This is a genomic window from Mesorhizobium sp. CC13, from assembly GCF_039907765.1.
Lineage (GTDB): Bacteria > Pseudomonadota > Alphaproteobacteria > Rhizobiales > Rhizobiaceae > Aminobacter.
On record NZ_JARDJI010000005.1, the window covers coordinates 80282 to 107087 of the forward strand.

The window sequence follows — 26806 nt, forward strand, 5'->3', positions numbered from 1 at the left end:
ATCCTCCCTTACGATCTCATCGCGAGTTCCGCGTAGTGCCAGCCGAACTCGGCCACAGGCCGCGCCAGCGCGCCGGCCTCGCGGGCGTGCGCGCTAGAGGCATTGCCGTCGACCACGCGCTTCATGATGCCCTGGCGGATGCCGGCGACGCGGAACAAGCTGTAGGCGAGATAGGCGTACCAGTGGCGATCCGACACGCCCTGCTGCCCCGTCGCCTTCAGATAGGCGTCGCGGTAGCGCTGTTCGTCGGGAATGCCGAGTGCGCCGATGTCGAGGTCGCCGAGCCCGCGATAGGGCTTGTTGGGCAGGCGCCACGTCAGCATGTGATAGGCGAAATCGGCCATCGGCTCGCCCAGCGTCGACAGCTCCCAGTCGACGAGAGCCAGCACCCGCGCCTCGGTCGGGTGGAACAGCATGTTGTCGATGCGGAAATCGCCGTGGATCAGCGAGGTGCGGGTCTCCGGCGGAATGTTGCCGGGCAGCCAGTCGATCAGCCGGTCCATCGCCTCGATGGTTTCCGTCTCCGAGGCCCGATACTGCTTCGTCCAGCGCGCCACCTGGCGGGCGACGTAGTCACCGGGCTTGCCGAAGTCATCCAGGCCGACCGCCCTGTAGTCGGTCTTGTGAAGGGCAGCCGCGACGCGGTTCATTTCCATGTAGATCGCCTTGCGCTCGGCCGGCGACTGCTCGGGCAAGGCCGGCGCCCAGAACGAGCGCCCTTCGACGAACTCCATGACGTAGAACATGGCGCCGACGATGCTCTCGTCGTCGCAGAGCAGCCGGGCGCGCGCCACCGGCACGTCGCTGTCGCGCAAGGCGCTGATGACGCGGAACTCGCGGTCGACGGCATGAGCCGAGGGCAACAGCTTGCCATCCGGCTTCTTGCGCAACACCAGCTTGCGCCTGCCGTCGAAGCTGAGCAGCATCGTCGGGTTGGACTGGCCGCCGCGGAAGCGCTCGACCGAAATCTCCCCCTCGCAGCCATCGATGTTGGCCTTGAGGTAGGCATGCAGCCGCGCGACGTCGATCTTGCTGTCGGCGGCGAGCGGCTCGGTGCCGACGAAACGGCTGGCATCCATGGCGCGCCCTCCCAAGTCAGCCGATGTCGGCGTATTTGGCGAGCTCGAGGCGCCCGATCTGGTTGCGATGCACCTCGTCCGGCCCGTCGGCGAAGCGCAGCTTGCGGGCATGCGCATAATAGTTGGCGAGCACGAAATCCTGCGACACGCCGGCTGCGCCATGCGCCTGGATGGCCCAGTCGATGACCTTGCAGGCCATGTTGGGCGCTGCGACCTTGATCATGCCGATCTCGGCGCGCGCCGCCTTGTTGCCGACGGTATCCATCATGTAGGCGGCCTTCAGCGTAAGCAGGCGCGCCTGGTCGATCAGGATGCGGGATTCGGCGATGCGCTCCAGCGTCACCGACTGCTCGCCGATCGGCCGGCCGAAGGCGACGCGGCTCTTCACGCGCCGGCACATCAACTCCAGGCAACGTTCGGCAAGGCCGATCAGGCGCATGCAGTGATGGATGCGGCCAGGTCCGAGGCGTCCCTGTGCGATCTCGAAACCACGGCCTTCGCCGAGCAGCATGTTGGACGCGGGCACACGCACGTTCTCGAACAGCATGTCCATGTGGCCGTGCGGCGCGTCGTCGTAGCCGAACACCGACATGGGACGCAGCACCTTGATGCCGGGCGTATCCATCGGCACCAGGATCATCGACTGCTGCTGGTGCTTGTGGGCGCCCGGGTCGGTCTTGCCCATGAAGATCAGCAATTCGCAGTGCGGATCGCCGACGCCTGAGATCCACCACTTGCGGCCATTGATGACATAGTCGTCGCCGTCGCGCACGATAGAGCTCTGGATGTTGGTCGCGTCGCTGGACGCCACATCCGGCTCCGTCATGGCGAAGGCGGAGCGGACGGTGCCGCCGAGCATGCCGGGCAGCCAGCGCGCCTTCTGCGCCTCGGTGCCGTAGCGCTCGATGGTCTCGATGTTGCCGGTGTCGGGCGCCGAACAGTTGAAGATCTGCGACGAGAAATGCACCCGGCCCATGACTTCGCACAGCGGCGCGTATTCGGTGTTGGTCAGGCCCGCGCCGTGGTTCGATTCCGGCAGGAACAGGTTCCACAGGCCAGCCTTCTTGGCCTTGGCCTTGAGCTCTTCGAGAACAGGCGGATGGCCCCAGCGGTCAGCCTCGACCTCTTCGTGGTAGCGGCGTTCGTTGGGATAGACATGCTCGTCCATGAAGGCGTTCAGCCTTTCGAGCAGGTCCTTGGTCTTTGCGCTGTATTCGAAGTCCATCTCACGTCCGCCACTGCCATTCCGGGAAGAAGCCGCCGGCGGAAACGGTGCCGGCGGCCGATGTCGTCACGCGGCGCGGACGCCCGAGGGATTGCCCTTCAGCACGGTGGCACGGACATTGTGCGGGTCGAGCTTGGCGATGATCGCCAGCTGTTCCTCGGTCGGAGCCGCCGTGGTGGTCATGCCTTCGGCGCGCAGCAGCGGGAAGCCGGTGGCGTCCTGCACCTGATCGAAGGTCACACCCGGATGCAGCGACAGCACCTGGGCCGCGTGGTCGGGGCCGTTGAAGTCGAAGATGCAGAGGTCGGTGATGACCACGCCGAGCTTGACGTCGGCGGGCTTGGTGCCCTCCGGCCAGTTCCTGGCATTGAAGCCCACGCTAGCCACCACATCGACCTCGCCCTCGACGAAGGTGCGCTTGGAGTGGTTCGGCAGGAACATCGAGTTCTTGTGGCAGATCGAGTTGCCCGGGAAACCACGCACGCCGAGCATGGCGACCTTCGGCTTCTGGAACTCGCCGCCGAGCGCGGAGATGTTGCCCTGGCCGTAGCGGTCGACCTGCACCGGGGTCACCATGGCGTGGCGGCGCCCGCTCCAGACGCTGTCGAACACGCGGCCATAGGGCATCCAGCCGGAGAACTTCGGCTTGTAGTCGCCGCGCGGCCCGAGCGGGATCGGGTCCTCGACCAGATAGGCCTCGCCGTCGGTCATCATGATGCCGGGGGCGCAGGTCAGCTTGGCGAGGCCGGCCGCCAGGCGCGGCAGCGGGCCGATGCCGGTCGCGAGAACTTCGCCGTCGCTGGCCCAGGCTTGCGCTCCGGCCGCTACGATCAGTTCGGCAAGCGTGAATTCTTTTGCAGTCGTCATGTCGTGTCCGATCAGAAAATGGGGAGCGGCAGGGCGCGGATCTTGGCTTCGCCGCCAACGCTCGCGGCGTAGCTGGCCTCGTCGCCCTTCACATATTGGTCGAAATAGCGCTGCCAGCCGCCCTCTTCGGTCGCCGATGCGGCGTAATCCTTGAGGTGGCCCATGTCCCAGCCATAGGCGTCATGCGAAGCGGTCGGGTGCGCGCCCAACGGCGCCTTGACCACGCCGGTGACGAAGCAGCGCTCGAAAAGCTGGCTCTTGGCCTTGTCGGAATATTCGGCGTCGAGGCGGTCGACCAGCACTTCGGTGGTGACGAACACCTTGTCGGCCGCACGTGCGAACAGGCCGTCGAAGAACGGATCCGGACCGTCGGTCTGGGTGTTGCCTAGGCGGTCGGCGCGACTGACGTGGATCAGCGCCACGTCGAGCTTGATCGCCGGCATGGCGAGCAGCACTTCGCCGTCGGCATAGGGCGACTTCACCGTCTTGAAGTCCGGATTGTACTTCATGACGTCGGAGCCGAGGCCGACGCGGGTCGCGGCGAACGGCAGGTTGTGGCCGGCAGCCTGCAGGCCGAGCAGCAGCAGGCCTTCGTCCAGTTCGCTGACCGTCACGGAACCGGCTTCGCGCGACTTGCGGAAGTAGGGCTCGATCGGCATCGCGTCGAGCGAAACGAAGCCGTAGATCAGCTTCTTGACCTTGCCCGCGGCGCACAGCATGCCGATCTCAGGCCCGCCATAGGCGACCAGCGTCAGGTCCTTGAGGTCCGAGCGCAGGATCTCGCGCACCAGCGCCATCGGCTTGCGCCGGGGACCCCAGCCGCCAAAGCCGATCGTCATGCCGTCGCGAAGCTGCGCGACGACCGCTTTCAGGTCCATTTCCTTGTTCATAGCATCCTAGTCCGTCTGTTCTCAATTCTTGGTTCGGAGGGGATACGGCTCAGCCGTAGAAACCCCTGCCCTCGGCAACCAGCCGCTCGATCAGCGCGGCCGGCTTGAAATATTGCTCGCCCACGAGCCCCGCGTACTTGTCGAGCGCCGCCTTGACCTTCGGCAGGCCGACCTGGTCGGCGTAGAACATCGGGCCGCCCAGATAGGCCGGGAAACCGAAGCCGTTGGTCCAGATGACGTCGATGTCTCCAGGCCGTGCCGCCGCACCCTCGTCGAGGATTTTGGCCGCTTCGTTCACCATGGCGAACAGGCAGCGTTCGAGGATTTCCTCGTCGGTGATGGTGCGGGCGGTGAAGCCGCGTTCCTTGCGGTGCGCGTCGAGCAGCTCGTCCACTGCGGGATCGTGCGAAGCCTTGCGGTTCTCGTCATAGACGTAGTAGCCCGCGCCCGACTTCTGGCCGAGGCGGCCGGCTGCCACCAGCCTGTCGACAATGTTGCACTGCTGCTCGCGCGGCGACATGCGGACGACGCGCGCCGCCCGCGCTGCGGCCATGATGTCCATGCCGGCGAGGTCCGCCAGCGCGAACGGGCCGATGGGGAAGCCGCAGGCGGTTAGCACGCGGTCGACCTGTTGCGGCGTCGCACCGTCCTCGAGCAGGAACTGAGCCTCGCGCGTGCGCTTGGAGAGCATGCGGTTGGCAACGAAACCTTCGGAGCGCCCGACCATCACGGGCACCTTGCCGAGACGCTTGCCCAGCGCGGTGGTCGTGGCGAGCACATCGGGCGCGGTCCTTGCCGCCCGCACGTTTTCGAGCAGCTTCATGACGTTGGCCGGGTTGAAGAAGTGCATGCCGGCGACGCGCGCCGGGTTCTTCGAGGAGCCCGCCAGTTCCTCGATGTCGAGGAACGAGGTGTTGGTGGCGATGATCGCGTCGTCGCGCAGCACCGCGTCGAGCCTGGCGAACACGTCCTTCTTGACCGCCATGTCCTCGGTCACCGCCTCGATCGCCAGGTCGACGTCGCCGAGGGTGTCGTAGGACGTCGTCGGCGTCAGCAGCGCCATGCGGCGCTCCATCTCGTCGGCCGTCATCGACCCGCGCCTGACGCTGCCCTCGTAGATCTTGCCGATTGCCTTGACCGCAGACACCAGGCCTTCGTCCGAAAGACCGACCAATGTCACCGGGATGCCGATGTTGAGGAAGCAGGCGGCGATGCCGCGGCCCATGGTGCCGGGGCCGACGATGGCGACGTTCCCGACGTCGCGCGGCTTAACCTCGGCATCGACGCCGTCGATCTTCAGCGCCTCGCGTTCGGCGGCAAAGATGTGGCGCAGCGCCTTCGACTGCGGCGAAACCAGCAGCTCCTTGCAGGTCTTGTATTCGAGCGCGATGGCCTCGGCCACCGGCGTCTCGGTCACCATCCTGATCAAATCGACAGCAACAATAGGTGCCTTGAAGCCCTTGTATTTCTTCGACAATGCCGCGCGGCTCGTTTCGAGTACCGCCGCGTCGAATGCCGGCACCGGCAGGTCGCTGGTGCGGCGCAGCCTGGCGCCGTCGGCAACGACCTTCTCGGCAAAGGCAATAGCCGCAGCCTTCAGGTCGCCCGGGACGACCTCGTCGACGATGCCCTTTTCACGAGCGTCGCGCGCTGAAATCTGACCGCCTTCGCTGATCATCGTCAGCGCCTGTTCGACGCCGGCAAGGCGCGGCAGGCGCACCGTGCCGCCCGAACCGGGCAGGATGCCGAGCTTGACCTCGGGCAGGCCGACCTTTGAGCCTTCGAGCGCGATGCGGTAGCTGCAGGCGAGTGCCACTTCGAGGCCGCCGCCGAGCGCGGTGCCATGGATCGCGGCGACGATCGGCTTGGTGGCGGCGTCGAGCGTATCGATCACCTCGCCGAGCAGCGGGGCCACCATCGGCTTCTTGAACTCGTGGATGTCGGCGCCGGCGATGAAGGTCCGGCCCTCGCACAGGATGACCATGGCGCGTGCGTCCGCATTGCTTTCGAGCGCCTTGACCGCCTCGATCAGCCCCGAGCGCACCGAATGCGACAGCGCATTCACGGGCGGATTGTCGACGGTCGCGACCAGAATGTTGCCTTGCTTGGCGACCGAAACGGTCTTTGCGAGCAGTTCGGTCATGCCGGCACCCCTTCCTTGCTATGTCCTGAATTGCCGGTCACCAGAACGACCTTGCCCTTGACGGCGCGCTCCATGACCACGTCGAGCGCCTCGGCGAAGCGGTCGAGCGGATATTCGGCCGAGATGTGCGGCCTGAGCTTGCCCCTGGCGAACCAGTCCATCAGCTCGGCAATGTTTGCGGCGTTCTTCTCCGGCGCCGAGCGGGCAAAGGCGCCCCAGAACACGCCGATCAGCGCCGACTGCTTGAGCAGCAGAAGGTTCAGCGCGATCTTCGGGATGTCGCCTGCGGCAAAGCCGATGACCAGCAGGCGGCCGAACAGCGCGAGCCCACGAACGGCCGTTTCCGTCACGGCACCGCCGACCGGGTCGTAGACCACGTCGACGCCCTGCCCGTTGGTCAGGTCTTTCAGCCGCTGGCGCAGGTCCTCGGTCGAGTAGTTGATGGTCTCGTCGGCGCCGTATTGGCGGCACAACGCAAGCTTCTCGTCGCTGGAGGCTGCGGCGATGACGCGTGCGCCCATCTGCTTGCCGAGTTCGACGGCCGTCAGCCCGACGCCACCGGCCGCACCCAGAACCAGGATAGTCTCGCCTGGCTTGATCTGCGCGCGGTCCTTGAGCGCATGGTGCGATGTGGCATAGGTGATGAGGAAGCCGGCCGCCTCGACGAAGCTCATCTCGGCGGGGATCGGGAACACCTTCCAGGCGTCGACCGCAACCTGCTCGCCATAGCCGCCGATGCCGGCGAATGCCAGGACGCGCATGCCCACCTTGAGGCGCTCGACGCCCTCGCCGACTGCTATGATCGTGCCGGCGGCTTCGCTGCCTGGCGTGAACGGCAGCTCGGGCTTGGTCTGGTACTTGCCTTCGACCATCAGCCCGTCAAAAAAGTTGATGCCGCATGCCTCGATGCGGATCACCACCTGCCCCGGCTTGACCACCGGTTCAGGGATCTCCTCGATCCTGAGTTCCGCCCGTGGGGCGAACTCCTTGCAGATCACTGCCTTCATGTCCTTGCGCCGCTTCCTGCTGCCATTTCGGCACTGCCAAATTCTTCAATCGAGGCAAGGAATGGGACAGGGGCAGACCGCTAACATCGTCTGATGGGACTAGTCGCCAGTTGCCCGGCATCTTGAGGCCAAATTGGCGGAATTGCTCGGCAATTTTAGTCCCTTCGGACGATGTTGCCGGTGCCCGCGCGCGCAGGTTCGCGGGTACGGTTTCGAGGAGAACGAACATGGCCCGTCTGGCAGGCAAGGTCGCATTCATCACCGGGGCAACCGGCGGCATCGGTGAGGCAGCCGCGAGGCTCTTCGCCCGGGAAGGCGCCAAGGTCGCCGTCGCCGGCCGCAGCCGCGAGAAGGGCGAGGCCATCGCATCCTCGATCAATGCATCGGGTGGCACGGCCCTATATGTCGAGACCGACGTCACCGAACCCGACAGCGTCGAGGCGTCGTTCAGGACGGCGATGGACGCCTGGGGCCGCCTCGACGTGCTCTACAACAATGCCGGCGGCTCCAGCTCGGCCGATGGCCCCGTCACCGTCGCGCCGTTCGAGGAGTTCTGGCGCTGCATCAAGCTCGACCTGTTCGGCACCTGGGTCTGCTGCCGCAACGCCATTCCGCTGATGCAGCAGTCCGGCGGCGGTTCGATCGTCAATTGCTCGTCGATCGTCGGCGCCATGGGCATTCCCAACCGCGACGCCTATTCGGCGGCCAAGGGCGGCATCATCTCGCTGACGCGCTCGATGGCGGTGGAGTTCGCCAAGGACAATATCCGCGTCAACGTGCTGGTGCCGGGCGCCGTCGCGACCGATCGGGTGCTCGGCTTCTTCGAGCGCGAACCGCATCTCAAGGCGCAGTTCGACGCCTATCTGCTCGGCATCGCCGAGCCCATCGATGTCGCCAATGCGGCGCTTTACCTCGCCTCCGACGAATCGCGGAAGATGACCGGGCATCAGCTGCCCATCGACGGCGGCATCCTGATTTCGTGACCGCAGCCCCTGACCTGGCTTAGTCTGTGCAGACGATGTCTGTACCGACCGCCGGGTCTTGAAGTCGCCCCAAAAGTCCCAATTTCGACTGCAGGAACACGAGCATGGAAATCCTGAGCCAGGTGCTGGCGCGGAACGCGCGGCTGATCGGCGAGCGCAACTTCATCGTCACCGACAAGGAAACGATCACCTATGCGCGCTTTTCCGAGCTGACGGCCCAGCTGGCCAATGTTCTCAAGGCACGCGGCGTCGCCAAGGGCGACCGCGTCGGGCTCTATCTGCCGAGCACGCCGATGATGGCGATCGGCTTCTGGGCCTGCCAGCGGCTCGGCGCGATCCCAGCCCCGCTCAGCGCCATGTTCCGTCATGCCGAGCTGCGCAAAATCGTCACCCAGACCGGCATGAAGGCGCTGATCGCCGATGGCTCGACCTGGCCCTACTTCTCCGAGATCCGTGCCGAGTTCGCCGACCTCGCCCACTGCCTGGTCGCGTCAGGTGATGGCAGCGCCGACGATCTCGCCACGCTGATGGCAGCCGCCCCCTCGACCTTCGGGGACGCCGCCTGCCACATCGATGACATCTGCGCCCTGTTCTTCACCTCGGGCACGACGGGCGCGCCGAAGGGCGCGGCGCAATCGCAGTTCAACCAGTGCTCGACGCTGCGCGACATGATGGTGTCGCACCGCACGCGCTTCGCCGAGGAAACCTACCTCTGCGCCGTGCCGCTGTTCACCAATTTCGGCCTGACGGTGACGCTCAACCTTTGCCTCTATACCGGCGGCACCATCGTGCTGCACGAGCGTTGGGACACGGGCCGCGTGCTGGCCGACATCGGCCGCTACAAGGCCACCTATTTCGGCGGCACGCCGACCATGTATGTCTACATCGTCAACGAGGTCGACCCGGCCAAGCACGACCTGTCGTCGCTGCGCATCTGCACGACCGGCGGCTCGCCGGTGCCGCAGCCGGTCATCCGCCGCTTCGAGGAATTGTCGGGCGCACGCGTCACCCAGGTCTACGGATCGACCGAGACCAGCGGCCAGAACGTGATGGAGCCGACAGCGGGCATTCGCAAGCCGGGTTCGGCCGGCCTGCCGGTGGGCAGCTCGCGCATCTCGATCGTCGACGACGGAGGCAATATCGTGCCGCAGGGCGAGATCGGCGAGGTCATCATCTCGGGCGACTGCGTCTCGCAAGGCTACTGGATGGACGAGAAGGCCACGGCCGAAGCCTTCGGCAATGGCGGCTGGAAGTCGGGCGATCTCGGTTACGTCGACGAGGACGGCTATCTCTTCATCGTCGACCGCAAGAAGGACGTCATCATCGCCGGCGGCCACAATGTCTATCCCCTGGAGATCGAGGCGCTGCTCTACAAGCACCCGGCGGTCGCCATGTGCGCGGTCGTCGGCGCACCCGACGAGAGCAAGGGCGAGATTCCGGTTGCCGTCATCGTCAAGGCCGAGGGCCAGGATGCCACGGCGGAAGAGCTGATCCGCTACTGCCGCGAAAGCCTTGCCGCCTACAAGGCACCGCGCGCCGTGCATTTCATCGACACCATGCCGGTCGAGGCCGCCAAGATCCGCAAGCGCGCGCTGGTGCTGGCGCTGCGCGAAAACCGGCTGGATGATTTCAGAAGCAAGTGAGTTCCTGGTACCCAGCAGCGAAACGGCCGCGCACTGCGCGGCCTTTCCATTTGATATCAGTAATTTGCGACTGCCAGCTAAATATCGGGTGGAACTATCTCAGGCAGTCGCGACGTCGCCCGCGCCACCGAAGGCGCTCCATCCGCCGTCGACGGGCAGCACCGTGCCGGTGATGTAGGACGCCCAGTCCGACAGCAGGAACACGACCGCCTGCGCCATCTCCGCCGGCAACGCCAAACGGCCCAGCGGCGTCCGCCGCTCGAGGATCGTCGGATCGAAAGCCTTGCGTTCGAGCAGCGCCTCGACCATCGGCGTGCGCGTGTAGGCCGGGGCGATGGCGTTGACGCGGATACCCGACGGCCCCCACTCGCAGGCCAGCGTATGCGTCAGGTGGTTGATGCCGGCCTTGGCAGCGGCATAGGCCGAGCGGCGTGGAAAGCCGCCGAGCCCGACGATCGACGACACGTTGACGATCGCGCCGCTCTGCTGCACCAGCATCGGCCGCGACGCGGCGCGGCATATCAGGTAAGTGCCTTTCAGGTTGACGTCGACCACCCGCTGCCAGCGATCCACCGACTGCTCGTGCACCGGCACCAGATCGTCGCCGATGCCGGCCGAGTTGAAGACGAGGTCGAGCCCGCCGAGCTTGGTGATCGCCTCGCGGACCATGCGCTCGGCATCCGCCTCGCTCGCGACATCGCCCTGGGCGACGCCGGCCGATCCGGTGCGCGCGGCCGCCTCATCGAGACGATCGCGGTCGAGATCGGCGATGATGACCCTCGCGCCGAGATCAGCCAGCAGCTTCGCCGCCGTCTCGCCGATGCCGCTGGCGCCGCCGGTGACGAGGGCGCGCTTGCCGTTGAAGTTGATCGGGCCGTTCATGCGTCCGGGTCTCCGCCGTCTGCGGCATCTGCACAAAAATGGAAATCAGGCTGCCACTGGTCACGTGGCTGGACGTGAAGCTTCCAATAGGCTTCGGCGACCAGGTCGTGGTCATAGGGCGTGCCCGCCTGCATCGTGCCGTGGATGGCGACGGTCGAGACATGGATGCCGGACGGCGACAGCTCCTTCTCAAGCGAATGCCCAAGACTGCGCAGGGCCGCCTTGCCCATCGACGTCACGCCCCATTCGATCCATGGGCCGAAGGCCAGCACGCCGCCGGTGAAAAGGATCGTGCCGCGGCCGCGCCCGATCATGCCGGGCGCCACCGCTTGGGCAGCGTGCAGCGCACCGGCCACATTGGTCCGGAAGGCATCCACGACATAGTCGACGCTTGCCGGTTCGCCGTGCGAGCGCCAGCCGTCGGCGGTGCCGTATTTCACCTCGCCCAGCCGCGACGGCGTGACGAACCGCGCCGGCTCGATGATCGCCGCGTTGTAGATCAGTGCCTCGGCATCGCCGTGCCGCTCGCGGATCGCGGCGTGGACACGATCCATGTCCCCGGGCCTGCCGGCGTCGCCGGCAAAACCCGTGACGTCGAGCCCGTCGGCCCTCAGCTCCTGCTCGTAGCGCGCGATCGCCTCGGCCCGACGGCCGACGAAGGCAACACGATGGCCTTCGCGCGCGAATTTCTTCACCAGGGCCTGGCCGAGGCCGGGTCCCATGCCGATGACGACGGTCGACGGCGCGCTCATTGCGCCACTTCGACCTTGGCTTCGGTGCGCTCGGCGCTCTTCTGCGCCTTGCGCTCGGCGCGGTTGGCCAGGAATTCCTCCAGCGTGCCGACGATGCCCTTGCGCAGGAACAGAACGCACAGCACGAAGATCACACCCTGGACGACCACCACCCAGGCACCCAGCGTTGCCAGCTCGCGCTGCAGCGTCACCAGCACGGCGGCACCGACCACCGGTCCGAGCAGCGTGCCGACGCCGCCGATCAGCGTCATCAGCAGCACGTCGGCCGAGGTCATGAAGAACACGTCGGCGAGCGAGGCCAGCTGGAAGATGATCGCCTTGAGGCCGCCTGCCACGCCCGACAGCATCGCCGACAGCGTGAACGCGATCAGCTTGAAGCGGTCGGTCGAATAGCCGAGCGAAATGGCGCGCGGCTCGTTCTCGCGGATCGACTTCAGCGTCTGGCCAAAGGGCGAGTGCACGATGCGGTAGACGAAGGCGAAGCCGACCAGGAACACGGCGAGCGTCACGTAATACATGTTCAACGTGTTCGAGAGGTCGATGACGCCGAACAACGTGCCGCGCGGCACCGACTGGATGCCGTCCTCGCCATGGGTCCACGGCGCCTGCACGGCGTAGAAATAGATGATCTGCGCCAGCGCCAGCGTGATCATGGCGAAGTACAGCCCCTGCCGGCGGATCGCCAGCCAGCCGAACAGCGCGCCGATGGCGGTGGCAACCACAACGCCCATCAGGATGCAGAGCTCGGTCGGCAGGCCCCAGGCCGCCGCCGCATGGGCGGTGACATAGGCCGACGCGCCATAGAAGGCGGCATGGCCGAAGGCGAGCAGGCCGACATAGCCGAAGATCAGATTGTAGGCGAGCGCGAACAGCGCCAGCACCAGGATCTTCATGCCCATGACCGGATAGATTACGAAGGGCAGCACGCCGCCGCCGACGGCGAAGATCGCCAGCCACAGGCGGCCGTTCTCCAGGAAGCTGCCGGAGCGACCGGACGACACGTCGGCGACGGAATGGCTCGTCGTTTCCTTGCCGAACAGACCGGCCGGGCGGAAGATCAGCACCAGCGCCATGATGATGAAGATCACCGTCGACGAAGCCTGCGGATAGAAGACCTTGGTCAGGCCCTCGATCACGCCCAGCATCAGGCCGGAGACGATGGCGCCGAAGATCGAACCCATGCCGCCGATAACCACCACCGCGAAGATGGTGATGATGATGCCCTGCCCCATCTGCGGGCTGACCTGGTAGATGGGTGCCGCCATGACACCGGCGAAACCGGCGAGGCCGACGCCGAAGGCATAGGTCAGCATCAGCAGGCGCGGCACGTTGATGCCGAAGGCGCGGACGAGATCGGGGTTTTCGGTGGCGGCGCGCAGGTAGGAACCGAGCTTGGTGCGCTCGACCGTGTACCAGGTGCCGAAGCAGACGACGATTGCCGCAACGATGACCCAGGCGCGATAGGTCGGCAGGAACATGAAGCCGAGATTGATACCGCCCTTGAGCGTATCCGGAACGGAATACATCTGGCCGGCAGCGCCGTAATAGACGTTGAACGCGCCTTCGATCGCCATGGCGAGACCGACCGTCAGCAAAAGGCCATAGGCATGGTCGAGGTCGTATACCCGGCGGATGAAGATGCGCTCCATCAGCGCGCCGATGACGGCCACTACCAGCGGCACGATGACCAGCGCCCACCAATAGCCGATGGACGGCAGGCCGAGGCCGGGAAACAGCTCGGGCAGGCGCAGCAGGTACCAGGCGCCGAACGCGCCCAGCATATATTGCGCGCCATGGACGAAATTGCCGATGCGCAGCATGCCGAAGATGATCGCCACGCCGAGGCTCATCATGGCGTAGAACGAGCCGTTGATCAGGCCGACGAGCAACTGGCCGAAGAGAAGGGTTGGCGGAACGCCAATCAGGTCCAGCATGGCTGTCACACCCCGAGGTAAGCTTGGATCTTGGCTTCGTTGCCGGCGAGTTCGTCGCGACAGAAGCGCTCGACCACTTTGCCGTGGTCGACGACGAAATGCCGGTCGGCGAGCTTGGAGGCGAAGCGGAAGTTCTGCTCGACCAGGAGGATGGTGAAACCCCTCGCCTTCAGCTTTTCGAGCACGACGGCGATCTGCTTGACGATGACGGGCGCAAGGCCCTCGGTCGGCTCGTCGAAGATCAGCAATTTTGCTCCCGTGCGCAGGATGCGGCCGATGGCCAGCATCTGCTGCTCGCCACCCGAAAGCTTGGTGCCCGGGCTCTGCCAGCGCGCCTTGAGGTTGGGGAACAGCTCCAGGATCTCGTCCACCGTCATGCCGCCCCTGGCGATGACCGGCGGCAATTCCAGGTTTTCGGCCACGGACAAGCTCGAGAAGATGCCGCGCTCCTCCGGGCAATAGGCGATGCCGCGCCGGGCGATGATCTCGGGCGCGCGCGCCGCGACGTTCTCGCCGCGATAGGTGATGGCGCCCGTCTTCTTGCGCACCAGGCCCATGATGCAGCGCAGTGCCGTGGTCTTGCCGGCGCCGTTGCGGCCCAGCAGGGTCACGAGTTCACCCTCGCGGATGTCGAAGTTCATGCCGTGGAGAGCCTTGCTCTCGCCGTACCAGGCATGCAGGTCGGCGACGTCGAGCACCACCTTGGAAGTCTCAGTCATCTGCGCCACCGATATAGGCTTCGACAACGCGCGGGTCGCGCGACACGGTCTCGTAATTGCCCTCGGCCAGCACGCGCCCCTGCGCGAGCACCGTGATGGTGTCGGAAAGGGCGGCAACGACCGACAAATTGTGCTCGACCATGAGGATGGTGCGGTCGGCGGAAACCTTGCGGATCAGCTCGGCGATGCGGTCGACGTCCTCGTGGCCCATGCCCGAGGTCGGCTCGTCGAGCAGCAGCATCTCGGGGTCGAGCGCCAGGGTCGTGGCGATCTCCAGCGCGCGCTTGCGCCCATACGGCAGGTTCACCGCGACGTGGTCGCGCCAGTTCAGCATGCCGACGGCATCGAGCAACTCGTCGATGCGGTCGTCGAGCACGCCGAGCGTGCGTTCGCTCTGCCAGAAGCGGTAGGAGGTGCCCGTGGGCCGCTGCAGCGCCATGCGCACGTTCTCGCGCACGCTCATGCGCGGAAACACCGCCGAGATCTGAAACGATCGGACGATGCCCTTGCGCGCCACCTCTTCCGGCTTCAGCGCGGTGATGTCCTCGCCGTTGTAGCGGATCGTGCCTTCGCTCGGCTGCAGGAACTTGGTGATCAGGTTGAAGGTCGTCGTCTTGCCGGCGCCGTTGGGGCCGATCAGGGCGTGGATGGTATTCCGACGGACCTTGAGATCGACGTCCTTCACGGCCGCGAAGCCGTAGAAATACCGGCTGAGCCCGGACGCCTCGATGATGTAGTCGTCCGCAGTGCCTTGTCGCACCTTGTCCTCCACAATGCTTTCAGATGTGCGGCATCGGCCGCCCTCGCCGCCTCAGGCGTCGACGAGAATGCCCTTGCCGCGCGAGGCGAGCTGCCGCAGCGCCACCACCTTCTGGTAGTCGTCCGACTGGTAGAAGCGTCGGGCATGCTCGGCGCTCGGGAACTCGACCACCGAGATCGATGCCGGCTGCCAGCCGCCCTCGAGGCTTTCGATGCGCTCGCTAGACAGCACGAAACGGCCGCCGCCGGCGGCCATGATCGGCCCGGCGACCTCGCGATAGCGCGTCCAGGCCGCCTCGTCGGTGACCTCGATCTCGAAGATCAGATAGCCGGGCAAATCGTTGCTCCCATCGGGTGAAAGCGCCGGGCAGTGAACGCCGCCCGGCGCCGTCAACTCAGCCCTTCGCCAGCTTGCAGGTGCTCTTGTCGATCGCGCGGAAGGCCTGCTCGGCCGGAACCGTCGTCACCACCTTGAACACGTCCTGCGCATCGGATGCCTCGCCAGGGGCGCGCACTTCGAGCAGCTGCATGTCGTGGACCAGGCGGCCGTTGGGCAGCAGCGTGGCGTTCTTGGCGAACAGGTCGTTGATCTTGCCTTCGCGCAGCTGGGCGAGCACGGCAGCCGGCTCGTCGGTGCCGGCGGCCTTGACCGCGTTCAGGTAGTTGGTGGCTGCCGAGTAGGCGCCGGCGGCGACCCAGCCCGGCGCGTTGCCGGTCTTCTTCTGCATTTCTTCCTTGAAGTGCTTGGAGGCGTCGTCGGTGTTCCAGTACCAGGCAGCCGCGAACTGGATGCCCTTCAGTGCCTCGAGGCCGATGGCGCGCGCATCCGACTGGTGCAGCACCGTCACCGCCACGCGCATGCCCTGGTCGATCAGGCCGAACTCCTGCACCTGCTTCAGCGCGTTGACGAGCTCGGGACCGTTGACCGTCAGCGCCAGGACCTTGGCCCCCGAAGCCTGGGCCTGGAGGATGTAGGACGAGAAATCGGTGGTGCCGAGCGGCGCGCGCACTTGGCCGAGGATCTTGCCGCCTTCGTCTTCGACGGCGGTCTTCACACCGGCTTCCATCACCTTGCCGGCCTCGTAGTCGGGCGACAGGATGAACCAGGTCTCGCCGCCGGCCTTCAGCTGGGCGCTGACCGACGAACGAACCTGCGAATAGGCGTCATAGGCCCAGGCGAGGCCGTAGCCGTTGCAGTCGGCCTCGGTCATCTTGTCGGTCATCGGCGACACGAAGAAGCCGAGCTTCTTCTGCTCACCGAGCAGGTTGTTGACGGACAGCGCGATCGCAGAGTTGGCGACGTCGAACAGCGCATCGACATTGTCGCGCTCCAGCCACTCGCGGGCGATGGACAGCGCGATCTCCGGCTTGTTCTGGTGGTCGGCCGAAACCAGCTCGATCGGCTTGCCCAGCACCTGGCCGCCGAAATCGGAAATGGCGAGCTTGACCGCCTCGGTCACCTCGGTGCCGCCGAGGGCGGAGAAGGACGAGCTCTGATCGTTGAGCACGCCGAGCTTGACGCCGGCGTCCTGCGCAGCGGCAGTCAGCGCGGTCGAAAGCAGCAGGGCTGCCGCGAGAATGGATTTCTTCATGTCATTCCTCCCCAGGAACGTAGGCTTTGCTGCCGGTTGGATGCGCGCCGGCATCGATATGCGCGCAAGGCCGCCACGCTCTCTGACGCGGAGACTCCTCAAGGAGAAATCACAGGATGCGGCTTGCCCGAACATCGTCCATGCGGACTAGCGCATATGCCGGGCTGGACCGCTGCCACCCTCGCCTGGGCTAGTTCGTTTGCAGGATGCGAGCCGCCGCCCGAGAGCAAGACATCGCGGCATGAGCGAATTCGACACCATCATCGTTGGCGCCGGCTCGGCCGGCTGCGTGCTGGCCGCCAGGCTGAGCGAGAACCCCGGACACCGCGTGCTCATCCTCGAGGCCGGCCCGTCAGACCTGCACCCGTTCGTGCGCATGCCGCGCGGCTGGGTCAAGCTGACGAAACACCCGCAGCGCTCCTGGAACTTCCCCGTCGAGCACGAGGAAGGTCGCCCGCAGGGAGAAACCTGGGCACGGGGCCGCGGGCTGGGCGGATCGAGCTCCATCAACGGCATGCTCTACTGCCGTGGCGCGCCGGAAGACTATGACGGCTGGGCCGATTTCGGCGTGAAGGGCTGGGGCTGGTCCGACATGGCTCCAATCTTCCGCAAGATCGAGAACCACCAGCTTGGCGGCAACGCCATCCGTGGCAGTGATGGACCGCTGCAGGTCAGCGTCCGCCCGCTTGCCGACCCTCTCGGCCAGGCCATTGCCGATGCCGGCGCTTCGCTCGGTCTCGACCATCTCGACGATCTCAATGGCGCGAGACGCGAAGGCGTCGGCACCTATACCCACACGGTCGACCACCGGGGCCGGCGCATGAGCGCTGCGCGTGCGTTCCTGCGCCCTGCAATGCGGCGCAAGAACCTCACCGTCCGGACCGGCGCACAGGTGCTGCGGGTCCTATTCGAGGGGCGGCGGGCGGTGGGCGTCGAATATTTCGCCGCCGGCGGCCGAAAACGCGCCGTTCGCGCGACACGGGAGGTCATCGTCGCCTGTGGCGCCATCCAGTCACCGCAACTGCTGCAGGTATCCGGCATCGGCCGCGCCGACGTGCTGTCGGCTGCCGGCGTCAATGTCGTTGCCGAACTGCCCGGCGTCGGCCGCCACTTCGCCGAGCATCTCGTTGTCGCCTTGCCCCATCGCCTCGCCGGCCTCCATGGCCACAACCGGCGGCTCAGCGGCCTGCGCCTCGTCGGCGAGGTGCTGCGCTATTATCTCGCCGGCACCGGGCTGATGAGCTTCGGCGCCTCCGAAATGGGCGGCTTCATCCGATCGTCGCCCGATGTCGCCTATGCCGATCTGCAGCTATCGCTGTCGCCCTACACATTTGCCCGCGGCCTGCTGCAAGGCAGGCTGAAGCTCGAAGACAAGCCGGGGCTAACCATCATCGGCTATGCCCTGCGGCCGGAGAGCCGCGGCGAGGTCACGATCCGCACCGCCGACATGCGCGACATGCCCTCGATCCGGCCGAACTGGCTGGCGACCGATGGCGACAGGCGCACCGCCATCTCGATGATGCGCATCATGCGCGATTTCGTCGCCCAGCCGGCGCTGCAGCCTTACGTCAGGGAGGAGCTATGGCCCGGCCGCGCCGTGCAATCGGACGAGGAAATGCTCGCGGCCTTCCGCTCGACCTTCGTGTCGGGACTGCATGCGGTCGGCACCTGCCGGATGGGCAACGATGCCGATGCCGTCGTCGACGAAAGGCTGCGCGTCCGTGGCGTCGAGGGCCTGCGCGTCGTCGATGCGTCGGTGATTCCCGCACCCGTCTCGGGCAACACCAACGGTCCGGTCATGGCACTCGCCTGGCGCATGGCTGACCTGATGCTTGAAGAAAAGTACTGAACCTTCAGAAATCGAAGAATTCGGAGCGTGCGCTGCTGAACGCCTTCTCGAGCCGGTGGACCATCCGCCAGCCGGCCTCGGTCCTGCGGTAGCGGACGCCGTATTGGCCGCAGGCAGTGCGGCTCATCGTATGATTGGCCGAAATCCGGCCGATTGCGACGAACTGGAAATGCAGGTGCCCTGTCGCCTCGTCGCCGTCGATGTCGACCAGCGGCAGTCCCGGTACATGCACGCCGGTGAACTTCGAGGTGAACTCCAGGCAGAAGGCCGACAGCTGGTCCCTGCCCTCCAGCTTGAGCGCCGGGCGGTCGCCTACGGCAGCGATCTCGAAGATGCCGTCCTCGGTGAACACGCCTGCCCAGCCATCGCCGTCGCCACTGTCCCAGGCGCGGGCATAGCGCGCCTCCAGCGCCATGATCTCAAGCATAGCCTCGGCCCGCGCCAGCCGTTCTTCCAGCATGTCAGCTCCTCACTGCAAGTGCGATGGGGTGCTGTCACCCGTGCCTGTCGACAGCCCGATCGAACGAATGGCTTGGCGCGGGACAAGACGCATCGTTCGATCGGGTGAGCCAGCAAAAAGGCGCCGCCGGATGACCGGCGACGCCCTTGGTGAATTGAAGCGCCGGCGCGCCTACTGCGCGCAGTCGGCGCGTTCGACCAGGCCGTCCTCGCGCAGCTGATAGGGGTTCTTCACCACCTTCAGGCTCTCCACCGCAGGCAGGAAGTGGCTGTCCGCGCTCGCCGCCAGCTTGCCGGTCAGCGTCCTGATCTCGCCGGCATTGGCCTCGATCCACGCGGCGATCGACTTGCCGTCGGTCTTGCCCGAGCCGTTCATGGCCGCGGCCAGGATGAAGGGCTGGATGTAATAAGGCACCAGGGCCGAGGGCCCGCCCATGCGATCGAGATCCGCAATCTCCGCCTTCGCCTTGGCCGCGAACTTGGCGAATTCCTTCTCGCCGAGCGCATCGCCCGGGCAATAGGTCATGCCCTCGAACTGCACCGAATAGACGCCTTCGAACGGCTCGTTGCCGATCGTGGCGGCGTTGCCGACGGCATAGTTGGTCATGGTCAGGCTGGCCAGAACCGGCACGTCCCAGCCGATGTCGTAGCGGTTTTCCAGCATCTTGCGCGAATCGTCGCCGATCGAGTTGATCAGGAGCACCGCCTCGGCCTCGGAATTGCGCAGCGAGAACAGCTGCGGGGTCATGTCCTCGGTGCGGAAGGCGAATTCCTGCACGGCGACCGGCTCGACGCCCTTGCCCTTCATGTAGGCGACGATGTCGGAGATGGCGGCCTTCGACATGCCGCCATTGTCGGACATCAGCGCCAGCTTCTTCAGCTTCAGCACATCGAGCGCATAGGCGATGTTGGGGATCATCTGGTTCGCGCCGATCGGCGAGGTCGAGAAATGGTATGGACCGACCTGCGGCGTGAGTTGGGTCGAGGCGGCGCTGGAGATCTGGGCGATGTTGGCCTCGGTGCCGATCGGCATCAGCGGCGTGGTTTCCTGGCTGGTCGCCGGGCCGACGACGGCCTGCACCTTTTCGCTCTCGATCAGGCGGCGCATCTCGCTCACGCCATGGGTCGGGTCGGTCATGGTGTCGGCCAGAACCAGCTCGACCTTCTTGCCGAGGATGCCGCCGGCCGCGTTGATGTCGTCGATCGCCCGCTTCCAGGCGACCTCGGCATTCTTGCCGATCGAGGCGCCGGAGCCGGTGAGCGACATGATGCCGCCGATCTTGATCGTCTCCTCGGCCCGGGCCGCGCCCATGCCGAGCGCGGTGAACGACATCAGGGCCGCGAACAGCGCGCGCCGGCTCAGAATGCTGGAACTCATGTCTCGTCTCACTCCTGAAAATTGCGGCCTGCGCTCTCCTCCGAGCGACGGCACCGCGCATCGTCCATTAGGACCACTGGATGCGCGCCGGAAGGGCCTGCGCCATCGGTCGTGCTGGCCTGGACCAGCGGTCACTCGACCGCCGGAGGCGCGTAACGCCTGATGAGGTCGAGGAACAGCGGCGTCTCGCCGCCGCCATGGACCTCGAGCGTGGCACCCGTCACGAAGGTGGCGTCCGGGCTGGCGAGGTAGAGGGCAGCCCGGGCGATGTCGTCGCCGCGGCCCATGCGCTTCATCGGCACGGAAGCTGCGATCGCCTGCTGCGCCTCGCGCGAACCATAGGTCTCGTCGGCCTTCTCGGTCTCGGTCAGGCCGACGACGATGGCATTGACGCGCACCTTCGGCGCCCATTCCTGGGCCAGGCTGGTGGTCAGGCTGAGGAGGCCTGCCTTGGCCGCGCCATAGGCGGCCGTGCCAGGCGACGGGCGGCGTCCGGACAGGCTGGCGATGTTGATGATGCTGCCGCCCTCCGGCAATTCCGCCATCCACCGGTAGGCCGCCTGGGACAGGTAGATCGGCGCCATGAGGTTGAGGTTGATGATGGCATCGGAGAAGCGCGGCGACACGGTCGCTGCGTCGACATGCGGCGAGCCGCCGGCATTGTTGACCAGCACGTCGATGCGACCATGCTCCTCGCCGACGCGGTCGACCAGTTCCTTGCAGGCCTGGGCCGTGCGCACGTCGCACTGCATGAAGATCGCCCGACGCCCGTTCGCATGCGGCAGGGCGTCGGGTTCAGTGCGGGCGCACACCACGACGGTCGCGCCCGCGCCCAGAAACCCCTCGGCAATCGCCCGGCCGATGCCCTTGGTGCCGCCGGTCACGATGACGACCTTGCCCTCGAAGGCCGCGGCAACAGGTTGCGGGGCAATGCTCATGCGGTCACTCCAGGCAGTATCGGCGCGCGCGTGCGTCTGCACGCAGTCCTACAGCCTTTATGTCGGCCGTCGTAAGGTTTATTCGTCCCTTCGGACGATGCCGGCCGGCAGCCGACGCCTATGTTCCGGCCAAACCAGCCCGGCTGCCGCGCCCCCGCCCAGCCGAACCGTCTCATATGCCGCGCCTCCAGGTAGACTGATGATCATCGAAGACGCAGATTGGAAGTTCACCACCATCCCCGCGCTCTGCGCGCGAGCGGCCGAAGTCTACGGCACGCGGACGGCCATCGAGGACGGCATCAAACTGAACTTCGTCGAGCTCGACGCGATGCGCAAGCGCGTCGCCAAGGCGATGATCGCCGCCGGCGTGCAGAAGGGCGACCGGATCATGATCTGGGCGCCCAACACCTGGAGGTGGTTCGCCACAGCGCTCGGCCTGGTCACAGCGGGCGCCATCCTCATCCCGGCCAGCACGCGCTTCAAGGGCGCCGAGATCGGCGAACTGGTCAAGCGCAGCGGCACATCGATGCTGTTCTCTGTCGGCGAGTTCCTGGGCACCTACTATCCGGACCAGCTGAAGCCGGAGACCCGCGAACTGCTGCGCCAGGTGGTCGTCATCGGCGAGCCGCGCGGCGGCGAGGCCGACTGGGACAGCTTCGTTGCTGCCGGCGACACGGTCAGCGACGCCGAGCTCGCCGAGCGGGAGGCCTCCGTCGGCCCGGACGATCTCTGCGACATGCTGTTCACCTCGGGCACCACGGGCTATCCCAAGGGCGTCATGTACGGCCACCAGCAGTGCCTCAGAGCCATCGACGCCTGGGCGACGCGCGTCGGCATCCGCGAGCACGACCGTATCCTCGTCATCCCGCCCTTCTTCCATGCGTTCGGTTACCGCTCGGGCGCCATCGTCTCGCTGATGCGCGGCGCCGTGCTGATGCCGCACCTCACCTACGACGCCGGCGAGATCCTCAAGCGCGTCGCCGAGGACAAGATCAGCGTCATCCCCGGCCCGCCGGCCATTTTCCAGGGCATGCTGCAGCATCCGGAACTGAAGTCTTTCGACACCTCCAGCCTGCGCCTCGGCGTCACCGGCGGCGCGGTCGTGCCGTCGATCCTCATCCGCCGGATGCGCGAGGATCTCGGCATTGCCGGCGTGGTCAACGGCTATGGCCTGACCGAATGCGGCGGCTACGGCACCATGTGCCTGGCGACCGACCCGGATGACGTCATCGCCAACACGGCCGGCAAGCCCTCGCCGGGCGTCGAGGTCCGTATTTTGGGCGAGGACGGCCAATTCCAGCCCGACGGCAAGCCCGGCGAGGTGGTGATCCGCGGCTATATCGTCATGAAGGGCTATTTCAACGACCCCAAGGCAACCGCCAAGACCATCGACCCGGATGGCTGGCTGCACACCGGCGATATCGGCTACTTCGACGCCAACGGCAATCTGCGCATCGAGGACCGTCTCAAGGACATGTACATCACCGGCGGCTTCAACTGCTATCCGGCCGAGATCGAGCGCATCCTGAGCCAGCATCCGGCGATCGGCATCGTCGCCGTGATCGGCGTGCCCGACGAGCGCCTCGGCGAGGTTGGCAAGGCCTATGTGGTGCTGCGCCCCGGCACGAGCGCCACCGAGAAGGAGATCATCGACTGGTCGCGCGCCAACATGGCCAACTACAAGTGCCCGCGCAGCGTCGAAATCCGGATCTCGCTGCCGACCAGCCCGCAGGGCAAGGTGCTCAAGAACGTCCTGCGCGAAGAGGTGCCCGCCGGCAACGCGGCCTGACGCTTAGATATGCGCCCGGACAAGGGATCCGGCGCAGCCAACTGGATTTTCGGACGACATCAGACGGGACGGTGCGAAGGCGCCGTCCCGTCTTGCTATTGGGGCGCGAGAGGCAACGCAGCGGGACAATGAAAAAGGGCGCCGGTTGCCCGACGCCCTTGATGCTTGTCAGCGATGCAAGCTGGCTTACGAGCCGTAGACCGGCTTCGCGGCAGGACGCGCCGCCACCAGCTCCTTGATCTTGTCGCCCAGTGCAGCTGCTTCCCAGCGGCTTTCCTTGTCGAACTCGGGGCCGTCGTTCCAGCCGAGGCAGACGCGGATCTTGCCGCCGATCAGTTCGAACACCTGGCCGGTCACGTCGGCGGAGGCCGAACTGCACAGCCAGGCGACCAGCGGAGCGGTATTCTCGGGGGCAAAGATGTCGAACTCGCCTTCCTTGGCCTGCATCGCCTCGGCGAACGCGGTCTCGGTCATGCGCGTGCGCGCATTGGGCGCCAGCCCGTTGGCAGTGATGCCGTAGCGGCGCAGCTCAGCCGCCTGAACCAGCGTCAGCGAGGCGATGCCGCCCTTGGCCGCCGAATAGGCACTCTGGCCGACGCTGCCCTGCAGGCCCGCACCCGACGAGGTGTTGATGATACGGGCATCGACCTGCTTGCCGGCCTTCTGCTGGGCGCGCCAGTAGTCGACCGCGTGGCGGCTGACGCAGAAATGGCCGCGCAGATGCACGCGCAGCACCGCGTCCCATTCGTCGGGCGTGCAGGACACGAACATGCGGTCGCGCACGAAACCGGCATTGTTGACCACGGCATGCAGCCCGCCGAAGGCGTCGAGCGCGGCCTTGACGATGCGGCCGCCGGCCTCGAAATCGGTGACGTCGTCATGGTTGGCGACGGCCTGTCCGCCCATGGCCCTGATCTCGTCGACCACCTGCTGCGCTGGCGTCTCCGCCGTCGCGTCGCCATGGGTGCCTACGCCGAGATCGTTGACCACGACCTTGGCGCCCTCGGCCGCCAGTCCCAGCGCATAGGCGCGGCCGAGGCCGCGGCCGGCGCCGGTGACGATCACAACCCTGTTTTCGCAGATCCCTGCCATGTCAGTCCTTCTCACTTTGTCTTGGTCGACAGCCGCACGGCGCGCGCCTGGCCGGCATTGCGCTTGCGGTCGGGCTCCGGGGTGCGGAGCGGTTCGCATTCCACGAGGTCGGCGAGCGACCGGTCGGCCAGCCGCTGGTATTCGCCGTCGCCATTGTTGCGCCAGATGATCGCCTGTTCCGGCATCTCCTTGATCACCTTGGCCGGATTGCCGGCGATCAGGCTGCGCTGAGGCGTCACCACCTCGTTCTTCACCAGGCTGAGCGCCGCCACCAGGCTGTCGTCGCCGATTATGGCCCCGTCCAGCACCACTGCGTTCATGCCGATCAGCGCGTTCTCGCCAACCGTGCAGCCATGCAGGATCGCGCCGTGTCCGACCGTGGCGCCACGCCCGACGATGCAGTCGGAACCCGCACCTGTATGCAGGGTGCAATTGTCCTGCACGCTGGCGTCGCCGACAACCGTGATGCGGCCGAAATCGCCGCGCAACGAAGCACCGGGGCCGATGTAGCAGCGCGGCCCGATGGTCACGTCGCCGATCAGCACCGCCGTGGGGTGCAGGTAGGTGGTCGGATCGACCACCGGCACGATGCCCTCGAAGGCATAGCACGGCATGGTCAGAGCCTTTCGATGATCGTCACGTTGGCCTGGCCGCCGCCTTCGCACATGGTCTGCAGCGCATAGCGGCCGTTGCGGCGCTCGAGTTCGTTGAGCATCGTCGTCATGATGCGAGCACCGGTGGCGCCCAGCGGATGGCCGAGCGCGATGGCGCCGCCATTGACGTTGACCTTGTCGCGCGGAATGCCGAGATCCTTGATCCAGGCGAGCGGGATCGATGCAAAAGCCTCGTTGCACTCGAACAGGTCGATGTCCTCTACCTTGAGGCCGGTCTTGGCCAGCGCGTGGCGCGTCGCCGGGATCGGCGCCGTCAGCATCCACACCGGGTCGTCGCCACGCACGCTGATGTGATGAATGCGGGCGCGCGGCTTGAGGTTGTGGTCCCTCACCGCCTGCTCCGAGGCGATCAGCAGCGCCGCCGAGGCATCGGCGTTCTGGCTGGCCACGCCGGCATGCACGCGGCCGCCCTCGATCAGCGTCTTCAGCGTCGCCATCTTGTCGAGCGAGGTGTCGCGGCGCGGCGTCTCGTCGACGGCGAAGTCACCGACCGGCACGATCTCGCCGGCGAAACGGCCGGCATCGATGGCGGCGATGGCCCGCCGGTGGCTTTCGAGCGCGAACTGCTCCATCTCTTCGCGGCTGCACTGCCACTTCTCGGCAATCATCTCGGCCGAACGGAACTGGCTGACCTCCTGGTCGCCATAGCGGGCAATCCAGCCCGGCGAAGTGCTGAACGGATCGGGGAAGCCGAACTGCGGCCCGACCAGCATGGCCGACGCCATGGGGATCATGTTCATATTCTGCACGCCGCCGGCGATGACGAGGTCCTGCGTACCGCTCATCACGGCCTGGGCGGCGAAATGCACCGCCTGCTGTGCCGAACCGCACTGGCGGTCGACTGTCACGCCAGGCACATGGTCGGGCAATCCCGCCACCAGCCAGCAGGTGCGGGCGATGTCGCCGGCCTGCGAGCCTATCGTGTCGGTGCAGCCATAGATGACGTCGTCGACCGCGTTCGGGTCGACGCCGGTGCGGGCCATGAGCGCCTTGATCGGCTGGGCGCCGAGATCGGCCGAATGCATCTGCGCGAACGCGCCCTTCTTGCGCCCGACCGGCGTGCGGATGGCGTCGACGATATAGGCTTCAGGCATGTTCGGCCTCTCTGGCAAAGGTGTGTTCGGGTCCGAGCGGACGCGCAAAGACCCGGGCGGCGACGCGCTCGCGGTGGAAGGCGGTGCCGCCCCACCAGCTGGTCAGCGCGATGCCGCGCTTGAGGAAGAAGTGGACGTCCACCTCCCAGGAATAGCCCATGGCGCCATGCACCTGGATCGAGGTGCGAGCGGCGACGTCGGCTGCTTCGGCGCAGGCGAGCTTTGCCTGCGAGATGCGGGCGCGGCTGTAGAGGTCGCCCTGCTCCAGCTGGGCGGCCGCCGCATGCAGCACCGGCCGGGCGAATTCGATCTTCACCTGGGCGGTCGCGAGATGGTGCTTCACCGCCTGGTAGGAACCGATCGGCTTGCCGAACTGCTGGCGTTCCTTGGCGTAGGCGACGCCGAGATCGACGCAACGCTGGGCGATGCCTTGCATCTGCGCGGCGGCGAACAGCGCCCCGCGGTCGAGTGCAGCGGCAAGCGGTGCCGCCGCCTCGTCTGTGCCGGCGATCAGCGTCTCGGCGCTCGGCTCGAATTCGACTGTAAACAGCCGGCGGAACGGATCGACGCTCGGCTGCGCCCCGATCTTAGCCTTGGCTGTCTCGACCAGATGCACGGCACCGTCGCGCACGACGAGCACTGCCTCCGCCGTATCGGCATCGGCGACGAACGGATTGGCCGGATGGGCGACAGTCACCGTCACTTCGCCCGCCAGCGCCCGCCCCAGCAGGGCAGCCGCGCGGACATTGCCGGAGAAGTCCGCCAACAAAGGCAGCGCCACGCCGGCATTCTCGACCAGCGGCTCCGGCAGGCCGGCATAACCGCAGGCCTCGGCGATCTGGACGAAGTCGATTGCCTTGAGGCCAAGCCCGCCCTTTTCTTCGCCCACCAGCGCACCGGCGAGGCCCATCTCGACGATCTTGGCCCAGCGGGCCTCGTCGCGGGCAGCGCCCTCGCCCATCAGGCGGCGCAGGTCGGCCGGCTGGCAGACGTCGGCGAGCAGTTCGCGGACGACATCTGCCGTCATCGTCTGTTCTTCGGAGAAACGGAAATCCATC

24 protein-coding genes and 1 pseudogene are annotated in these 26806 nt (G+C 66.4%); 4 read left to right on the plus strand and 21 right to left on the minus strand.

Annotated features, from left to right (window positions below):
- Positions 1-8 precede the first annotated feature (8 nt).
- The 6 genes from PV773_RS09655 to PV773_RS09680 form a co-directional block, all read right to left on the minus strand.
- On the minus strand, positions 9-1079 hold the full coding sequence (locus PV773_RS09655; protein WP_347966153.1) for a phosphotransferase family protein: 1071 nt from the start codon (positions 1077-1079) through the stop codon (positions 9-11).
- 16 nt (positions 1080-1095) lie between these two features.
- Complete coding sequence (locus tag PV773_RS09660) at positions 1096-2304, minus strand: acyl-CoA dehydrogenase family protein (RefSeq protein WP_347966154.1); 1209 nt, start codon at positions 2302-2304, stop codon at positions 1096-1098.
- Positions 2305-2370: 66 nt separating this feature from the next.
- On the minus strand, positions 2371-3171 hold the full coding sequence (locus PV773_RS09665; RefSeq protein WP_347966155.1) for a ketoacid CoA transferase: 801 nt from the start codon (positions 3169-3171) through the stop codon (positions 2371-2373).
- Between the two features lie 11 nt (positions 3172-3182).
- Positions 3183-4061, minus strand: coding sequence for a CoA-transferase (locus tag PV773_RS09670; protein WP_347966156.1), 879 nt, complete (start codon positions 4059-4061; stop codon positions 3183-3185).
- 49 nt (positions 4062-4110) lie between these two features.
- Positions 4111-6204, minus strand: coding sequence for a 3-hydroxyacyl-CoA dehydrogenase NAD-binding domain-containing protein (locus tag PV773_RS09675; RefSeq protein ID WP_347966157.1), 2094 nt, complete (start codon positions 6202-6204; stop codon positions 4111-4113).
- The gene (locus PV773_RS09680) at positions 6201-7211 is read right to left on the minus strand and encodes an NADPH:quinone oxidoreductase family protein (protein ID WP_347966158.1); all 1011 of its coding nucleotides are present in this window, start codon (positions 7209-7211) and stop codon (positions 6201-6203) included. Before PV773_RS09680 ends, PV773_RS09675 begins: the two co-directional genes overlap by 4 nt.
- Positions 7212-7438: 227 nt before the next feature.
- On the opposite strand from PV773_RS09680, the gene PV773_RS09685 reads away from it, so the two are divergent.
- Together PV773_RS09685 and PV773_RS09690 are read left to right on the plus strand one after the other, a co-directional pair.
- Positions 7439-8194 carry an SDR family oxidoreductase gene (locus PV773_RS09685; RefSeq protein ID WP_347966159.1) on the plus strand — a complete coding sequence of 252 codons (756 nt, stop codon included), beginning with the start codon at positions 7439-7441 and terminating at the stop codon, positions 8192-8194.
- A gap of 104 nt (positions 8195-8298) precedes the next feature.
- Entirely contained in the window at positions 8299-9837 is a 1539-nt protein-coding gene (locus PV773_RS09690) for an AMP-binding protein (protein ID WP_347966160.1), read from the plus strand.
- 99 nt (positions 9838-9936) lie between these two features.
- Here the strand turns inward: PV773_RS09690 and PV773_RS09695 are convergent, their stop codons facing one another.
- The 8 genes and pseudogenes from PV773_RS09695 to PV773_RS09730 form a co-directional block, all read right to left on the minus strand.
- A complete protein-coding gene (locus PV773_RS09695) occupies positions 9937-10719 on the minus strand; it encodes an SDR family NAD(P)-dependent oxidoreductase (protein ID WP_347966161.1) in 783 nt (260 codons plus the stop codon).
- Positions 10716-11471 (minus strand): SDR family NAD(P)-dependent oxidoreductase, encoded by a 756-nt coding sequence (locus tag PV773_RS09700; RefSeq protein WP_347966162.1) that lies wholly within the window; start codon positions 11469-11471, stop codon positions 10716-10718. The genes PV773_RS09695 and PV773_RS09700 overlap by 4 nt, the downstream gene beginning before the upstream one ends.
- Positions 11468-12370 carry a branched-chain amino acid ABC transporter permease gene (locus tag PV773_RS09705; protein WP_347966297.1) on the minus strand — a complete coding sequence of 301 codons (903 nt, stop codon included), beginning with the start codon at positions 12368-12370 and terminating at the stop codon, positions 11468-11470. The genes PV773_RS09700 and PV773_RS09705 overlap by 4 nt, the downstream gene beginning before the upstream one ends.
- A gap of 126 nt (positions 12371-12496) precedes the next feature.
- Positions 12497-13405: pseudogene (locus PV773_RS09710) on the minus strand (branched-chain amino acid ABC transporter permease); the annotation flags it as partial.
- Positions 13406-13410: 5 nt separating this feature from the next.
- Entirely contained in the window at positions 13411-14124 is a 714-nt protein-coding gene (locus PV773_RS09715; RefSeq protein WP_347966163.1) for an ABC transporter ATP-binding protein, read from the minus strand.
- Positions 14117-14884, minus strand: a complete 768-nt coding sequence (locus PV773_RS09720) for an ABC transporter ATP-binding protein (RefSeq protein WP_347966164.1) — start codon at positions 14882-14884, stop codon at positions 14117-14119. Before PV773_RS09720 ends, PV773_RS09715 begins: the two co-directional genes overlap by 8 nt.
- A 51-nt stretch (positions 14885-14935) precedes the next feature.
- The gene (locus PV773_RS09725) at positions 14936-15220 is read right to left on the minus strand and encodes a DUF1330 domain-containing protein (protein ID WP_347966165.1); all 285 of its coding nucleotides are present in this window, start codon (positions 15218-15220) and stop codon (positions 14936-14938) included.
- A 58-nt stretch (positions 15221-15278) separates the two neighbouring features.
- Positions 15279-16475 (minus strand): ABC transporter substrate-binding protein, encoded by a 1197-nt coding sequence (locus PV773_RS09730; RefSeq protein ID WP_347966166.1) that lies wholly within the window; start codon positions 16473-16475, stop codon positions 15279-15281.
- Positions 16476-16716: 241 nt separating this feature from the next.
- Between PV773_RS09730 and PV773_RS09735 the strand changes: the two genes are divergently transcribed.
- Complete coding sequence (locus PV773_RS09735; RefSeq protein WP_347966167.1) at positions 16717-18324, plus strand: GMC family oxidoreductase N-terminal domain-containing protein; 1608 nt, start codon at positions 16717-16719, stop codon at positions 18322-18324.
- Positions 18325-18328: 4 nt separating this feature from the next.
- Here the strand turns inward: PV773_RS09735 and PV773_RS09740 are convergent, their stop codons facing one another.
- The 3 genes from PV773_RS09740 to PV773_RS09750 all read right to left on the minus strand — a co-directional run bounded on the left by PV773_RS09740 (position 18329) and on the right by PV773_RS09750 (position 21099).
- Positions 18329-18784, minus strand: a complete 456-nt coding sequence (locus tag PV773_RS09740) for a nuclear transport factor 2 family protein (RefSeq protein ID WP_347966168.1) — start codon at positions 18782-18784, stop codon at positions 18329-18331.
- A gap of 171 nt (positions 18785-18955) precedes the next feature.
- The gene (locus tag PV773_RS09745) at positions 18956-20161 is read right to left on the minus strand and encodes an ABC transporter substrate-binding protein (protein WP_347966169.1); all 1206 of its coding nucleotides are present in this window, start codon (positions 20159-20161) and stop codon (positions 18956-18958) included.
- A gap of 131 nt (positions 20162-20292) precedes the next feature.
- Positions 20293-21099: an SDR family oxidoreductase gene (locus tag PV773_RS09750; RefSeq protein WP_347966170.1), complete on the minus strand. Its 807-nt coding sequence runs from the start codon at positions 21097-21099 to the stop codon at positions 20293-20295.
- Between the two features lie 199 nt (positions 21100-21298).
- Here PV773_RS09750 and PV773_RS09755 point away from each other — a divergent pair, with 199 nt between their 5' ends.
- The gene (locus tag PV773_RS09755) at positions 21299-22888 is read left to right on the plus strand and encodes a FadD3 family acyl-CoA ligase (RefSeq protein ID WP_347966171.1); all 1590 of its coding nucleotides are present in this window, start codon (positions 21299-21301) and stop codon (positions 22886-22888) included.
- A 186-nt stretch (positions 22889-23074) separates the two neighbouring features.
- On the opposite strand, the gene PV773_RS09760 is transcribed toward PV773_RS09755, so the two are convergent.
- Genes PV773_RS09760 through PV773_RS09775 form a run of 4 tightly spaced genes read right to left on the minus strand, consistent with a single transcriptional unit; the run spans position 23075 to position 26805 of the window.
- Positions 23075-23980 (minus strand): SDR family oxidoreductase, encoded by a 906-nt coding sequence (locus PV773_RS09760; protein ID WP_347966172.1) that lies wholly within the window; start codon positions 23978-23980, stop codon positions 23075-23077.
- A gap of 11 nt (positions 23981-23991) precedes the next feature.
- Entirely contained in the window at positions 23992-24594 is a 603-nt protein-coding gene (locus PV773_RS09765; RefSeq protein ID WP_347966173.1) for a phenylacetic acid degradation protein PaaY, read from the minus strand.
- Positions 24595-24596: 2 nt separating this feature from the next.
- Positions 24597-25748: an acetyl-CoA C-acetyltransferase gene (locus tag PV773_RS09770; RefSeq protein ID WP_347966174.1), complete on the minus strand. Its 1152-nt coding sequence runs from the start codon at positions 25746-25748 to the stop codon at positions 24597-24599.
- Complete coding sequence (locus tag PV773_RS09775) at positions 25741-26805, minus strand: acyl-CoA dehydrogenase family protein (RefSeq protein WP_347966175.1); 1065 nt, start codon at positions 26803-26805, stop codon at positions 25741-25743. Before PV773_RS09775 ends, PV773_RS09770 begins: the two co-directional genes overlap by 8 nt.
- Position 26806: the final 1 nt, after the last annotated feature.

Bases quoted from the DNA above. Each gene is read 5' to 3' on its own strand.
- PV773_RS09670 (WP_347966156.1), bottom strand. From the start codon at position 4,061: ATGAACAAGGAAATGGACCTGAAAGCGGTCGTCGCGCAGCTTCGCGAC.
- PV773_RS09745 (WP_347966169.1), bottom strand. From the start codon at position 20,161: ATGAGTTCCAGCATTCTGAGCCGGCGCGCGCTGTTCGCGGCCCTGATG.
- PV773_RS09715 (WP_347966163.1), bottom strand. From the start codon at position 14,124: ATGACTGAGACTTCCAAGGTGGTGCTCGACGTCGCCGACCTGCATGCC.
- PV773_RS09735 (WP_347966167.1), top strand. From the start codon at position 16,717: ATGAGCGAATTCGACACCATCATCGTTGGCGCCGGCTCGGCCGGCTGC.
- PV773_RS09695 (WP_347966161.1), bottom strand. From the start codon at position 10,719: ATGAACGGCCCGATCAACTTCAACGGCAAGCGCGCCCTCGTCACCGGC.
- PV773_RS09700 (WP_347966162.1), bottom strand. From the start codon at position 11,471: ATGAGCGCGCCGTCGACCGTCGTCATCGGCATGGGACCCGGCCTCGGC.
- PV773_RS09730 (WP_347966166.1), bottom strand. From the start codon at position 16,475: ATGAAGAAATCCATTCTCGCGGCAGCCCTGCTGCTTTCGACCGCGCTG.
- PV773_RS09685 (WP_347966159.1), top strand. From the start codon at position 7,439: ATGGCCCGTCTGGCAGGCAAGGTCGCATTCATCACCGGGGCAACCGGC.
- PV773_RS09760 (WP_347966172.1), bottom strand. From the start codon at position 23,980: ATGGCAGGGATCTGCGAAAACAGGGTTGTGATCGTCACCGGCGCCGGC.
- PV773_RS09755 (WP_347966171.1), top strand. From the start codon at position 21,299: ATGATCATCGAAGACGCAGATTGGAAGTTCACCACCATCCCCGCGCTC.
- PV773_RS09665 (WP_347966155.1), bottom strand. From the start codon at position 3,171: ATGACGACTGCAAAAGAATTCACGCTTGCCGAACTGATCGTAGCGGCC.
- PV773_RS09680 (WP_347966158.1), bottom strand. From the start codon at position 7,211: ATGAAGGCAGTGATCTGCAAGGAGTTCGCCCCACGGGCGGAACTCAGG.
- PV773_RS09655 (WP_347966153.1), bottom strand. From the start codon at position 1,079: ATGGATGCCAGCCGTTTCGTCGGCACCGAGCCGCTCGCCGCCGACAGC.
- PV773_RS09675 (WP_347966157.1), bottom strand. From the start codon at position 6,204: ATGACCGAACTGCTCGCAAAGACCGTTTCGGTCGCCAAGCAAGGCAAC.
- PV773_RS09765 (WP_347966173.1), bottom strand. From the start codon at position 24,594: ATGCCGTGCTATGCCTTCGAGGGCATCGTGCCGGTGGTCGATCCGACC.
- PV773_RS09770 (WP_347966174.1), bottom strand. From the start codon at position 25,748: ATGCCTGAAGCCTATATCGTCGACGCCATCCGCACGCCGGTCGGGCGC.
- PV773_RS09740 (WP_347966168.1), bottom strand. From the start codon at position 18,784: ATGCTGGAAGAACGGCTGGCGCGGGCCGAGGCTATGCTTGAGATCATG.
- PV773_RS09690 (WP_347966160.1), top strand. From the start codon at position 8,299: ATGGAAATCCTGAGCCAGGTGCTGGCGCGGAACGCGCGGCTGATCGGC.
- PV773_RS09775 (WP_347966175.1), bottom strand. From the start codon at position 26,805: ATGGATTTCCGTTTCTCCGAAGAACAGACGATGACGGCAGATGTCGTC.
- PV773_RS09750 (WP_347966170.1), bottom strand. From the start codon at position 21,099: ATGAGCATTGCCCCGCAACCTGTTGCCGCGGCCTTCGAGGGCAAGGTC.
- PV773_RS09705 (WP_347966297.1), bottom strand. From the start codon at position 12,370: ATGGGCATGAAGATCCTGGTGCTGGCGCTGTTCGCGCTCGCCTACAAT.
- PV773_RS09660 (WP_347966154.1), bottom strand. From the start codon at position 2,304: ATGGACTTCGAATACAGCGCAAAGACCAAGGACCTGCTCGAAAGGCTG.